Source organism: Pseudomonas sp. GR 6-02 (assembly GCF_001655615.1).
Classification (GTDB): Bacteria; Pseudomonadota; Gammaproteobacteria; order Pseudomonadales; family Pseudomonadaceae; genus Aquipseudomonas.
This window is the reverse complement of the sequence record NZ_CP011567.1, coordinates 6207189-6219817: the sequence shown is the minus strand read 5'-3', so window position 1 is coordinate 6219817 and position 12629 is coordinate 6207189. Positions and strand designations below refer to the sequence as shown.

14 protein-coding genes are annotated in these 12629 nt (G+C 61.0%); 4 read left to right on the top strand and 10 right to left on the bottom strand.

Annotated elements, in window-relative coordinates; translation table 11 throughout:
- Window positions 1–64: 64 nt before the first annotated feature.
- From PGR6_RS27705 to lptM, 6 genes are read right to left on the bottom strand one after another with little or no spacing between them, the layout of a single operon-like run.
- Window positions 65–772, bottom strand: coding sequence for an HAD family hydrolase (locus PGR6_RS27705; RefSeq protein ID WP_019650117.1), 708 nt, complete (start codon window positions 770–772; stop codon window positions 65–67).
- Entirely contained in the window at window positions 769–1668 is a 900-nt protein-coding gene (gene xerC / locus PGR6_RS27700; RefSeq protein ID WP_018927532.1) for a tyrosine recombinase XerC, read from the bottom strand. Before xerC ends, PGR6_RS27705 begins: the two co-directional genes overlap by 4 nt.
- A gap of 2 nt (window positions 1669–1670) precedes the next feature.
- Window positions 1671–2396, bottom strand: a complete 726-nt coding sequence (locus tag PGR6_RS27695) for a DUF484 family protein (RefSeq protein WP_064621066.1) — start codon at window positions 2394–2396, stop codon at window positions 1671–1673.
- Window positions 2397–2409: 13 nt separating this feature from the next.
- The gene (dapF, locus tag PGR6_RS27690) at window positions 2410–3240 is read right to left on the bottom strand and encodes a diaminopimelate epimerase (RefSeq protein ID WP_018927533.1); all 831 of its coding nucleotides are present in this window, start codon (window positions 3238–3240) and stop codon (window positions 2410–2412) included.
- A 4-nt stretch (window positions 3241–3244) separates the two neighbouring features.
- Complete coding sequence (gene lysA, locus PGR6_RS27685; RefSeq protein ID WP_018927534.1) at window positions 3245–4492, bottom strand: diaminopimelate decarboxylase; 1248 nt, start codon at window positions 4490–4492, stop codon at window positions 3245–3247.
- Between the two features lie 9 nt (window positions 4493–4501).
- A complete protein-coding gene (gene lptM, locus PGR6_RS29790; RefSeq protein ID WP_007941283.1) occupies window positions 4502–4675 on the bottom strand; it encodes an LPS translocon maturation chaperone LptM in 174 nt (57 codons plus the stop codon).
- Window positions 4676–4913: 238 nt separating this feature from the next.
- Here lptM and cyaY point away from each other — a divergent pair, with 238 nt between their 5' ends.
- From cyaY to rnk, 3 genes are all read left to right on the top strand, one after another.
- The gene (gene cyaY / locus PGR6_RS27680) at window positions 4914–5246 is read left to right on the top strand and encodes an iron donor protein CyaY (RefSeq protein ID WP_018927535.1); all 333 of its coding nucleotides are present in this window, start codon (window positions 4914–4916) and stop codon (window positions 5244–5246) included.
- Between the two features lie 4 nt (window positions 5247–5250).
- Window positions 5251–5469 (top strand): DUF1289 domain-containing protein, encoded by a 219-nt coding sequence (locus PGR6_RS29780; protein WP_081625749.1) that lies wholly within the window; start codon window positions 5251–5253, stop codon window positions 5467–5469.
- 259 nt (window positions 5470–5728) lie between these two features.
- Entirely contained in the window at window positions 5729–6139 is a 411-nt protein-coding gene (gene rnk, locus PGR6_RS27675; RefSeq protein ID WP_007941285.1) for a nucleoside diphosphate kinase regulator, read from the top strand.
- A 5-nt stretch (window positions 6140–6144) separates the two neighbouring features.
- Here rnk and PGR6_RS27670 read toward each other — a convergent pair whose 3' ends face one another.
- The 3 genes from PGR6_RS27670 to PGR6_RS27660 all read right to left on the bottom strand — a co-directional run bounded on the left by PGR6_RS27670 (window position 6145) and on the right by PGR6_RS27660 (window position 9908).
- The gene (locus tag PGR6_RS27670; protein WP_064621065.1) at window positions 6145–8991 is read right to left on the bottom strand and encodes a class I adenylate cyclase; all 2847 of its coding nucleotides are present in this window, start codon (window positions 8989–8991) and stop codon (window positions 6145–6147) included.
- Between the two features lie 207 nt (window positions 8992–9198).
- Window positions 9199–9444 carry a TIGR02647 family protein gene (locus tag PGR6_RS27665; RefSeq protein WP_007894898.1) on the bottom strand — a complete coding sequence of 82 codons (246 nt, stop codon included), beginning with the start codon at window positions 9442–9444 and terminating at the stop codon, window positions 9199–9201.
- Window positions 9445–9623: 179 nt separating this feature from the next.
- Window positions 9624–9908, bottom strand: coding sequence for a hypothetical protein (locus PGR6_RS27660; RefSeq protein ID WP_018927538.1), 285 nt, complete (start codon window positions 9906–9908; stop codon window positions 9624–9626).
- 125 nt (window positions 9909–10033) lie between these two features.
- Between PGR6_RS27660 and PGR6_RS27655 the strand changes: the two genes are divergently transcribed.
- Window positions 10034–10693 carry a glutathione S-transferase family protein gene (locus PGR6_RS27655; protein WP_064621064.1) on the top strand — a complete coding sequence of 220 codons (660 nt, stop codon included), beginning with the start codon at window positions 10034–10036 and terminating at the stop codon, window positions 10691–10693.
- A 107-nt stretch (window positions 10694–10800) separates the two neighbouring features.
- Here the strand turns inward: PGR6_RS27655 and argH are convergent, their stop codons facing one another.
- Entirely contained in the window at window positions 10801–12195 is a 1395-nt protein-coding gene (gene argH, locus PGR6_RS27650) for an argininosuccinate lyase (RefSeq protein ID WP_019580504.1), read from the bottom strand.
- Between the last annotated feature and the right edge of the window lie 434 nt (window positions 12196–12629).

The following is a 12629-nucleotide window of genomic DNA, read 5'->3' as shown; positions in this document are numbered from 1 at the left end:
GCTGAAAAAAGCCCGCCGTCGCTGCGGGCTTTTTCATGGGTGAAAATCAAAAGATCGCAGCACCTCAAATATCGACTGAGTTCCAGCGGGCGAGCAGTGCAGGCAACTCGGTCAAACTGCGAATCTCGGCATCCGGCGCCTTCTCGGCTTCCCACACTTTGCCCGCCGGGTTAAACCAGATCGCTCGCAACCCCGCCTGCTGTGCTCCGGCAATGTCATCGCCAGGATGATCGCCGATATGCACCGCGGTTTCGGCGGTCGCGCCGCCCCGTTGCAACGCTTCATGAAACAGTCGCGCATCCGGTTTGGCGATGCCGATGTCTTCGGCGCACAGGGCAAACCTGAAGTAATCCGCCAGGCCCAGTCGGCGCACATCGGCGTTGCCGTTGGTCACTACACCGAGGGCGTAGTGCTTGGCGAGTGTCTCCAGCGTCGGCTCGACTTCGGGGAAAACTTCCAATTGATGCCGGGCATGCAGAAACACTTCAAAACTTTGATCAGCCAGGTCTGAGGCTTGACCATGGTCGTAACCAGCCTCTTCCAGAGCATGAAAAAGCACCCGCCGACGCAGCGCACTGATTCGGTGCTTGAGGTTCGGCTCGTTGCTCAACACCCGCTCGCGAATCGACCACAAATGCTCCACCGGCACCGCGCCCAGGTTCGGCGCATGCTCGGTCAGCCATTCACGCAATATGGCTTCGGCGCTGGCGATTACCGGGGCGGTGTCCCACAGGGTGTCGTCGAGGTCGAAGGTGATCAGTTGGATGGTCATGAATCATCGCCTTTAATGCGTTTGGCCCGTGGATGGGCGCTGTCGTAGACCGTCGCCAGGTGCTGGAAGTCCAGATGGGTGTAGATTTGGGTGGTCTTGATGTCTGAGTGGCCGAGTAGCTCTTGCACGGCGCGCAAGTCCTGAGAGGACTCCAGCAAATGGCTGGCGAAAGAGTGTCGCAACATGTGCGGGTGCAGGTTCTGCCCCAGCTCGCGCTCGCCGGCGGCCTTGACCCGCACCTGAATCGCCCGAGGACCGAGGCGCCGACCTTGCTGGCTGACAAACACTGCGTCGTCCGCCGGGTTGGTCATGGCCCGCAACGGCAGCCACAGTTCCAGTGCTTCGCGAGCCTTTTTACCCACCGGCAACAGCCGGGTCTTGCTGCCTTTACCGAGGACCTGGACCATGCCGTCAGCCAGGTCCAGCTGATCGAGGTTGAGCCCGGTCAGCTCCGAAAGCCGCAAGCCGGAGGAGTAGAACAACTCCAGAATCGCCTGATCCCGACGGGCCAGAAAATCATCCTCCACCGCGCCTTCCAGCAGTTGCAGCGCACGGTCGGTGTCGAGGGTTTTCGGCAGACGACGCTCGCCTTTGGGCGGTGCCAGGCCGTTGGCCGGATCGTGGTCGCACAGGCCTTCGCGGTTCAGATAATGATAGAGCCCGCGCACCGCCGACAGTAGCCGTGCCAGGCTGCGGGACGATTGGCCTTGTGCATGCAGACGGGCGATCAGGCTGCGCAGCCGCTGGATATCCAGTGCGGCCCAGCTGCCGATGTTCTGTTTGACGCACCAGCCAAGCACTTTATCGAGGTCGCGGCGGTAGGCGTACAGCGTATGCGGCGACACTTGCCGCTCACTGCGCAGGTGTTCGCAGTAAGCGTCCAGTTGCCGTTCCACGATCAGCGTACCGAGCGCAGGGAGTTGTTGACCCGTGGCAGTACGCGACCCATGACTTCGGCGATGTAGCTGAGGAACAATGTGCCCACCGAACTCTTGTAGTGCTGCGGATCGCGGCTGGCGATGGCCAGAACACCGTGGATGCCCTGGTGGCTGATGGCGACGACGGCGGTGGAGCCGATCTGCTTGCGCTGTTCTTCGCCGAACAGGAAGTCCAGTTCATGCTCACGCAGGCTGCCGCAGACGCTCTTGTCTTCCGAGAGCAGGCCGCCGATGGCCGTTTGTGCGTCGGCGTGGGTGACCCAGCGGCCTACCGGCATCGGGTTGTCGCCCAGCAGGATCAGGCTGACGAAGGGCACCTGAAAGTCCTGGCGCAGGCTGTCTTCGACGCCGATCACCACGTCATCCAGGCTGGTCGCGTCCATCAACGTGAGAATCAGACGGCGGGTCTTGTCGAACAGGCGATCGTTGTCGCGGGCCACGTCCATCAAGTGCGAGAGACGATGACGCAACTCGATGTTGCGATCGCGCAGAATTGTCATCTGGCGTTCGACCAGCGAAATGGTGTCGCCGCGCTGGTGCGGAATGCGCAGGGCCGGGAGCAGTTCTTCATGCTCGATGAAGAAATCCGGATGAGCCTCCAGGTACGCGGCAATCGCCGCCGCCTCAAGGCTTTCGGAAGGGGATTCGTCGGGCTGTAGGGCGGGAACCTGGGGCTTGTCGGTCATGGATTTCGCTCACTCAAAGACGCACTTGTCCTTCGTATACGCGTACTGCCGGGCCGGTCATCATGACCGGTTGGCCAGGGCCTGCCCATTCAATGGACAGGCGCCCGCCGGGCAGGTCGATCAATAGCGGCGAATCCATCCACCCCTGGCTGATCGCGGCCACCGCGGCAGCACAAGCGCCGGTTCCGCAGGCCTGGGTTTCCCCGGCCCCGCGTTCCCAGACGCGCAACTGCGCGCGGTTCCGGTCGATGACCTGGAGAAAACCGACATTGACCCGTGCCGGAAAGCGCGGGTGATGTTCGATTTTCGGCCCCAGTTCATGCACCGGTGCTTTGTTGATGTCGTTGACCCGCAACACGGCATGGGGGTTGCCCATGGACACCGCAGCCAGTTCGACCATGGTGCCGTCGACGTCGACCTGATAGCTCAGGGCCTGGCTTGGGGCTTCGAACGGAATCTCGGCCGGCACCAGGCGCGGGGCGCCCATGTTGACGCTGATCTGGCCATCGTTGCGGATGTCCAGTTCGATGATGCCGCTTTTGGTCTCGACGCGAATCTGCCGCTTGGCGGTCAGGCGCTTGTCGAGCACGAAGCGGGCGAAGCATCGAGCGCCGTTACCGCACTGTTCCACTTCGGAGCCGTCGGCGTTGAAGATCCGATAGCGGAAATCCACGTCCGGGTTGCTGGGCGCCTCGACGATCAGCAACTGGTCGAACCCGATGCCGGTGTGCCGATCGCCCCATTGCTTGGCATGCTTGGGCAGAATGTGCGCGTGCTGGCTGACCAGGTCGAGAACCATGAAGTCATTGCCCAGGCCGTGCATCTTGGTAAAACGCAGCAGCATGGGGTTACTCCGGCAGCAGGCTTTCGCCAGCAAACAACTCGGCTACCGTCTCGCGGCGACGCACTTCAATTGCCTGATCACCGTCCACCAACACTTCAGCGGCGCGGCCGCGAGTGTTGTAGTTGGAACTCATGACAAACCCGTAGGCACCGGCCGAATGCACGGCCAGCAGGTCGCCTTCTTCCAGCGCCAGTTGACGATCCTTGGCCAGGAAGTCGCCGGTTTCGCAGATCGGGCCGACGATGTCGTAGGCACGCGCGGCGGTATCGCGAGGGCGCACGGCGGTAACGTCCATCCAGGCCTGGTACAGCGCCGGGCGGATCAGGTCGTTCATGGCCGCATCGACGATGGCGAAGTCTTTGTGTTCGGTGTGCTTGAGGTACTCGACCTGGGTCAGCAGCACGCCGGCGTTGGCAACGATGAAGCGGCCTGGCTCGAACACCAGCGCCAGGTCACGACCGTCGAGACGTTCGCGCACGGCCTTGATGTAGTCGGCGGCCAATGGCGGCTCTTCATCGCGATAACGCACGCCCAGACCGCCACCCAGATCGATGTGGCGCAGGTAGATGCCGCAATCGCCGAGGCGGTCGACCAGGCCCAGCAGGCGGTCGAGGGCATCGATGAAGGGCGGCAGGGTGGTCAGTTGCGAGCCGATGTGGCAATCGACGCCGACCACTTCCAGGTTAGGCAGTTGCGCGGCGCGGACGTACACGTCTTCGGCGTCGGCGATGGCGATGCCGAACTTGTTTTCTTTGAGACCGGTGGAAATGTACGGGTGCGTGCCGGCATCGACGTCCGGGTTGACGCGCAGCGAGATCGGCGCGCGAACGCCCAGCTCGGCGGCGACTACTTGCAGACGCTCGAGCTCGTCGGTGGATTCGACGTTGAAGCAGTGCACGCCGACTTCCAGGGCGCGACGCATGTCGTCACGGGTCTTGCCGACACCGGAGAACACGATCTTTTCGGGGCTGCCGCCAGCGGCCAGTACACGCTCCAGCTCGCCACGGGAAACGATGTCGAAACCGGCGCCCAAACGGGCCAGGACATTCAGTACACCCAGGTTGGAGTTGGCCTTGACCGCAAAGCAGACCAGGTGAGATGTGCCGGCCAGCGCATCGGCGTAAGCCAGGTACTGGGCTTCGATGTGGGCACGGGAGTAGACGTAGGTCGGTGTACCAAAGCGTTCGGCGATGGCGGACAGGGCAACACCTTCCGCGAACAGCTCACCGTCACGGTAGTTAAAAGCGTCCATGGCGTTCCCTTATTGGTAGACGTCGTGTTTGTGTGCTTTCGACGGAGACTGTTGCGACGACTTGGCCTGCTCTGCAGGATCCTGGCTGTCATCGGGCAGGTACAGCGGGCCTTTTTGACCACAGGCCGATACCAGGCAGGCAACCGCGACGAGCGCAGCAAGGGAAGAGATCAGGCGCTTCATGGCGAAATCCTTGAAAATGCGTTAATTGCGCCGGAGTATACCGGCCACCCGGCAGCTTGCCTATGTGACGCGGCTCCCGTCCGGCGGGCCTTTGACTGTGGCGCAGTAACTTGTCCTGCGTTGCGCAGGGATATTTCGTACCGCACCTCGTCCTTGGTGGTTATTCTTTGCAATCATCGGGGCTCGCCCGTATCTTGCGGCGCTTGAGCGTGAGTAGACACTTTTTGAGGTTCCCGTAATGAGTTTGACTGAAGCCCGTTTTCACGACCTGGTCGATGCCACCCAGCAGACGCTGGAGGATATTTTCGATGAGAGTGACCTGGATATCGATCTGGAGAGCTCGGCCGGTGTGCTCACCGTCAAGTTTGAAAACGGCAGCCAGTTGATCTTCAGTCGCCAGGAGCCGTTGCGGCAATTGTGGTTGGCGGCGGTGTCCGGCGGTTTCCACTTCGACTATGACGAAGAGAGCAAGCGCTGGATGTGTGACAAGAGCGACGAGCAACTGGGTGAGATGCTCGAGCGCATCGTCAAGCAGCAAGCCGACGTCGAACTCGATTTCGAAGGTCTGTGAGATCGTGACCCAGCCTGCGCCCGTTCGCCCGCCCAAACCGCTCTATAGCAACGTCAGCCCGGCAGTGCCTTCGCCGTGCAGCGGTGTGTGCCGGCTGGATGAGCAGAAGGTTTGCCTGGGGTGTTTTCGGCATGTCGAAGATATCCGCGAATGGCGCTCGGCCGATGATGAGCGGCGGCGGGTGATTTGTGCGCAGGCTGTACAACGCAAGATCTTGGCTTAAGGGCTTTTGTGGCGAGGGAGCTTGCTCCCGCTCGGGTGCGAAGCAGCCGCAAGGTTTTTAGGGCCGCTCCGCGCCCCAGCGGGAGCAATCTCCCTCGCCACAATGGTCAGCGCTGGGCCGTGGTCGCCCCCGGCTTGTTTATTTATTGAGCTGTGATAGTGTCCAGATACGCCTCAACCCATCGAGGCTCGTGAAAACCCCGCCTTTTTCTGGCGGGGTTTTGCTTTTTTCGTGCAGAAGAAAGGAGTCTGCCCTGATCATGACCGCACCTTCCATCACCCTTACCCGTCTGGACGTGCAACGTCTGGAGCGCCTGATCGACAGCCTGGATGACTCGCTGCCGGGCGTTATCGCGCTGCAAACCGAACTGGATCGCGCCGATACCCTGGTCGGTCACGAAGAGGTGCCGGCCGATGTCGTGACCATGAATTCTAAAGTGCATTGCCGCGAAGAAAGCAGTGGCAAGGACTACCACCTGACCCTGGTCTACCCCAAGGATGCCAACGCCGACGAAGGCAGGATTTCCATTCTGGCGCCGGTGGGCAGTGCGTTGCTCGGCCTGAAGGTTGGCCAGCACATCGACTGGCCGGCACCGGGTGGCAAGACCCTCAAACTGACCCTGCTGGAAGTTGAATCGCAGCCTGCCAATGGCGGCGCGTTCCCGGAATGAACCCCTCAGACCTGCTCGAGCGCCTCGTTCAATGCGCGCTCCAGGTCGGCCTTGTAGCGCAAATACAAATTGCTTGAACTCTGACCATCACCGAGCAGGCCCGAGAGGTCCAGGTCGGTGATGTAGCAGCGATAGCGTTCGGTCTCGCGGCGCTGCTCGACGATTTCCCGGGCAACCACGCTGAACAGTTGGTCGCCATATTCCAGCTCCGAAAATTCCCGCTGATTGCAATACAACGTGACCTGCACCTGCCCCGGTGCGGCTTTGCCGACGATCGCCTGCACGTCGTAGAACGGTTTGTTGACCGGGGTTTGCGGCGCTGGCCGGGCTTCGACTCGACGCGCCCGTGCGGTGCCTGAAGGCAATAACTGGTAATACAAAGTCTCCAGGCTCAGCGGCTGGGCGGCGTCCATCGGTAGCAAGGCGTCGCGCCGGTACTGGATCGATTGCAGGAAGCGTTGCAGCGGCACCAGCAGGCTTTGTTCGTCGTGGTAAGGCAAACGCTGCTGCCACAGGGCATTGAATTCATCCAGCACGTACAGATCGGCCAGGTGTTCGTTGATCCGGTAGAACACCTGAACGCAGTCGGGTTGCCCCATGGGCAGGATCAGCGCCAGATCGTGGTCTTCCAGCGCCATCGGGTCCAGATGCAGCGGGCTGTAGCTCGCCAGCTCTTCGCCGAGGTAGTCAAACAGTGCCGGCAGCGTGGCGAGCGCAACGTGATTGACCTGGCCGGGCACCAGCTCCAGCACGTGGTAATGCTGCTGGACCTGAATCAGGTAACGATGATTGAGTTTGCTCAGCAGCAGGTTTTGCGCGGTGTCGAGAACTTCTTCGACCCGTCGGGCAATGAATTGCGCGCGGTTGTGGCAGAAGCAACGGACCCGCAGCTTGGGCTGCTGTGGCCCGTCCGGCAGGTTGTTGAGGTAATCGCGCAGGCAGTCGAGCAGGGCGTGGGGGCCGTCAAAGCGGCTGACCAGCACCTCGTTCCAGCTGTTTAGCGTGACCTGATCCAGGGTCAGCACCAGATTTTCCCGCACGCCGGCGTAGCTCAGGGAGTCGGTGCGCTCGGTGGTCATCAAGATGTTCATGTCGCGATGGTGCTTGAGCGGATCAACGCCGACGTTCACCAGAATCAGTATTTCGCTCGGCACGCTGGCGCGCAGCAAAGGCTCTTCGGCGACGGTAGTCAGAGGCAGGGCGATGCTTTGTTGCAGGCTGCCGAGCAGGTTGAACAGTTCGAATTCGCTCAAGTCGCTGGTGCCGGGGTGCAGGGCCAGGCGGGTGCTGCTGTCGATCACGCCGTTACGGTGGCACCAGGTGAGCAGCTCGAGTAACTGGCGGCTGCGCTTGATCGGCGCAAAATGCTCCCACTCGTGAGCGGTCAGGCTGCCGTTGTACAAACCCCATTGGGTTTGCCCCGGCTCTCTCTTGTTCGGGGCTTGCACCAGCGTCAGGGTGTCTTCGGCCAGATCGGGGGCGATGCCCGGGTTGATGCATTCGACCTTGTCGGCCTTGCGCTCGAAGGCCGCGTACAACCGCCGGCCCAGCACATTGAGGTCGCGCTTGTTGATCAGGCTGACGGTCTGCTCGTTACGGGCAAACTGTGTCAGGAAGCGGTAGCTGTAATTCAGTTCGCCGACCAAGGCACGGCGCTCGGCGCTGACCTGGCGGACTTTCCACTGGCTGCGGCTGTCGAGCAACGCCAACTGACGCTGATCCCAATGCCATTCGTGGGCCAGACGTTCGAGCAGCGAACGCTGCCAGCTCTGGGTGCGACCGTTGCTGCCGGTGAGCTTGCGATTGACCTTCAGGTACAGCGCACGACGTACCAGTTCGAGCCGCTCCGGTTCGCCCCGAGCCGTGAGGTATTCCTCGATGCGCCGGTAAACCACCATGTACGGGTCCAGTTCATCGAGGTCCAGTCGATTGGCAAACACCGCCTGTTTGAAACGCAGGCTCAGGCAGTGGACTTTCGGGTGTTCACTGGCGTAGACCTCGGTCAGCAGCAGTTTGAGCACTGATTTGTAGGGCGATTCGATGCCTTTGAACAGCTGCCAGAGCCCGGCCCCGATGAACTCCCCGGGAGGGATGTACGCCAGATGCCCCAGGTCCAGGGTTTCGTCGGCACGGATGAAACGCTTGGAAAGCAGCGTGTGGGTGTAACGGTTGTACGCGGCCTCTTCGTAAACCGGCACCAGCCACCAGATGGGGGTGCGTCCGGCCAGCCAGATCGCGGTTCGATAGAACTCGTCCAGCAGCAGATAGTGCTGGGTGGTGCCACAGTCTTCCGAGCTCAACTGCGTATCGCGCTCGCCGAGCACGAAGCGGGCCGGGTCGATCAGGAAAAAGTGCGCCTCGGCGCCCTGGCTGGCGGCCCAGACTTCCAGCAACTGGCATTTCTTGCGCAGTTCAGCGAGCTCGCTTTCGCTCAGGTCCGGCCCATGACAGACCCACACGTCCATGTCGCTCTGATCGGCCTGGGCCAGAGTGCCGAGGCTGCCCATCAGGAACAGGCCGTGAATGGGGCGCGGCGGATTGCTGCCGTGGCGCGGTTTGTAGGAAAACGAGCGGGTCAGGCGTTGGGCTTCGGCGAGGGTGTTGGTATCGGGTTCGTAATTCGACAGGCCGGCCGGGGTGCTACCCGAAACGTAACCCGGCAATAGCGGATGATTGACGTGGAAAAACAGCGGCAGCAGGGTCAGCACCGTTTGCTGGCGGGTCGACAACCCTTCCATCGCACGGGCCATGCGACCCTCGTTGAGCTTCAGGAAACGGGCGCGCAGCTGGCTGAGAACCTTGCGATCGATTCCCTCGTCCAGATCGGGGCGGATTTCATGGGTGCGGGTCATGTCAGCTCAATCCGGCTCGCGGGGCTCGGACGCAGGAGGGCTCAGGGTGAGGGGCAGTTTAGCGCCTCGGCCCCGGGACTTTTAAGCTGATTTTGTTTTCCTGGCGTCAGATTTCTATCGTTTGGCGACGGCAGGTAACAGGGCCAGTCATCAAGTGTGCCCGCGGAAATCCCGTGACAGAGCTTTCCGTGGGCTACGCAGTGATGCTCAGGCTGTTTCCCGCACGGACAGAATGGTGAGAACGGTTTGCACGTTTTGTGCGGCGTCACGCCCCAGGCTGGTCAGATAACCGCCATCGGGCTGGGTGATCAATTCTTTGTCGAACAGTCTTTGTGCGGCGGCAATGGCTTTCGGGGCAGCGGTCTGATGAATTTTCAAACCTTCCTGGGAACTGTCCAGGTTGAAGAGTGCGAGGATTTCCAGTTCGGCAACCAACTCAGGGGTAAGCGACATAAGGACTCCAGACTTTCTAGGAATTAGACGATAGCGTCCCTAAGGTGAACCCGTCGGTGAGGCATGTCCAGTGCTGGCAACAGGGTTTTTCTCCCCCAGAGGCATTCCTCGGAAGGTGGTACGGACAGCGGGGGTGGTTTCTGTAGGAGCGAGCGCGCTCCTACAGGGGGAGGGCGGGGTTATTGCTTTTCCGGCGGCAACTCTGGCAGTGCGCGCAGCGCCGTTTCATACCATTCGGTGTCGAATGCACGGTCCTCATCGAGCATGGCGTCGATCTCGTAGGCCAGCACATGGGCCATCAGGTTGAGGATTTCTTCACGCTCGTAACCCACCAGGGTCAGCTTGTTGAAGGTTGCCTTGGCCGCTGGCGGGTTGTCGCTTTCGATCTGGTTTTCGATTGCTTCGATCAGCGTCGTTTCGGCGAATTCTTCTTCGTCGTTGTCGATGTCGTTTGGCTCGCTCATGGCAGGCTCCTCAAGGAAAGGCGGCCAGTTTACCTGCATTCAGCATTGTGATGCTGCTGGCAAGAAGTGCCTGGGCGTTCTATAACTGGCGCTGCCAACCCCCTGCACGGCCTGGAGGCTATGTAATGCTCAAGCTTTATGGATTTTGCGTCAGCAACTACTACAACATGGTCAAGCTGGCGTTGCTGGAGAAGGGACTGCCGTTTGAAGAGGTGCCGTTTTACCCAGGCTCCAGCCCCGAGGCGCTGGCCATCAGCCCGCGCGGCAAGGTTCCGGTACTGGGCGTCGAGCAAGGTTTCGTCAACGAAACCAGCGTGATTCTCGAGTACCTCGAGCAGAGCCAGAAAGGCACACCGCTGCTGCCGAGCGAGCCCTTCGAGCGAGCGCAGGCGCTGGCTTTGGCCAAGGAAATCGAGTTGTACATCGAACTGCCAGCGCGAGCCTGCTACCCCGAAGCGTTTTTCGGCATGTCAGTGCCGGAAGCGATCAAGGACAAGACCAAGGCCGAGTTGCTGCTGGGGTTCGCCTCACTGGGCAGGCACGGCAAGTTCGCCCCTTACGTGGCGGGCGACCGTCTCAGCATTGCGGATTTGTATTTCCTGTACAGCGTGCCGATGGCTTGTGCCGTGGCGCAGAAGCTGTTCGATATTGATCTGCTGGCTGAGATGCCGGCGGCCAGGGCGCTGCTGGAGCGTCTGGGGCAGAATCCGAACGTGCAGCGAATTGCGGCAGAAAAGGGCGCAGCAATGCCCGCGTTTCTGGAGATGATCGCGTCGAAGAAATAGATTGTGTAACGATCTTGAGAATGCCTTCGCGGGCAAGTCTCGCGCCTGAGGGGTACGGTCCCCTGTAGGCGCGAGCGGTGCGGCGATCCGACTTGCCCGCGAAGCTTTTAACGGCTGGCGAGCAATGCCTGACCGCGAGCCACGGCAGCCTTGACCTGTGCCGGCGCGGTTCCGCCGATATGGTCACGGGCATTCACCGAACCTTCCAGGGTCAGCACGGCAAACACGTCCTGCTCGATCTGGTCGCTGAACTTGCGCAGTTCTTCCAGGCTCATTTCCGCCAGGTCCTTGCCGCTGTCTACGCCGTACTTCACCGCGTGGCCAACGATCTCGTGGCAATCACGGAACGGCAAGCCGCGGCGTACCAGGTAGTCGGCCAGGTCGGTGGCGGTCGAGAAACCGCGCAGGGCCGCTTCGCGCATCATCGCGTGCTTGGGCTTGATCGCCGGGATCATGTCTGCGAAGGCTCGCAGCGAGTCGCGCAGGGTGTCGGCGGCGTCGAACAGCGGTTCCTTGTCTTCCTGGTTGTCCTTGTTGTAGGCCAACGGCTGGCCTTTCATCAGGGTCAGCAGGCCCATCAGCGCGCCGAACACCCGGCCAGTCTTGCCGCGAACCAGCTCCGGCACGTCCGGGTTTTTCTTTTGCGGCATGATCGAGCTACCGGTGCAGAAACGGTCCGGCAGATCGATGAACTGGAACTGCGCACTGGTCCACAGCACGAGCTCTTCGGAGAACCGCGACAAGTGCATCATCGCGATGCTCGCGGCCGAGCAGAACTCGATGGCGAAGTCGCGATCGGACACGTTGTCCAGGGAGTTGCCGCCAACAGCGTCAAAGCCCAGCAACTGAGCGGTGTACTCGCGGTCGATCGGGTAAGTGGTACCAGCCAGTGCAGCACTGCCCAGCGGCATGCGGTTGGTACGCTTGCGGCAGTCCACCAGGCGCTCGTAGTCGCGGCTGAGCATTTCGAACCAGGCCAGCATGTGGTGCCCGAAAGTCACCGGCTGCGCGGTTTGCAGGTGGGTGAAGCCTGGCATGATGCTGCCGGCTTCGCGCTCGGCCTGCTCCAGCAAGCCTTTTTGCAGGCGGGTGATCTCAGCCAGGATCAGGTCGATCTCGTCACGCAGCCACAGACGAATGTCGGTGGCGACCTGGTCGTTGCGGCTACGGCCGGTGTGCAGCTTTTTACCGGTCACGCCGATGCGGTCGGTCAGGCGCGCCTCGATGTTCATGTGCACGTCTTCGAGGTCGATGCGCCAGTCGAACTGGCCGGCCTCGATTTCACCCTGAATGGTCTTCAGGCCATCGATGATGCTGTCGCGCTCGGCATCGGTCAGCACGCCGACCTTGGCCAGCATCGTGGCGTGGGCGATCGAGCCCATGATGTCGTGGCGATACAGGCGCTGGTCGAAGGTGACGGAGGCGGTGAAGCGGGCAACGAAGGCGTCGACGGGTTCACTGAAGCGGCCGCCCCAGGACTGATTGGTCTTGTCAGTGCTCATGAATTCGCTCGTATCGGCTTGAAGAAAGATGGCGTGGAACGCTGACGCGGATAATAACAGGGTTGCCAATCCTGTCGCTGACACTGGTCGATACGTTTTTTTCTCATGGGGCGATCCATACTCGAAGCCAGCGATGCGCAAATTGCGCAACGATATTTCTCATTTGAGCAATATCGTCGCGGCAACCGTCTACAGTTGGACAGTAGGATCAGCGCACTTCTCGATGCTGCAGCTGACTATAGAGAGAAGAGGGGTGTTCATATTGTGTATCAGCAAACCTTATGGCGATGCCTCGCCAACGCGGGCCTGGGCCGTCAGTCACCCGGCAGATGAAAATTTAGCCGCCGGTCTTGCGGCACTTTTTGGCCCTCGCGCTAGTCTTAGCGTGGATCGCGGTGACGGACGTCACTTCACCTGTCTACGCTATCTTTGTG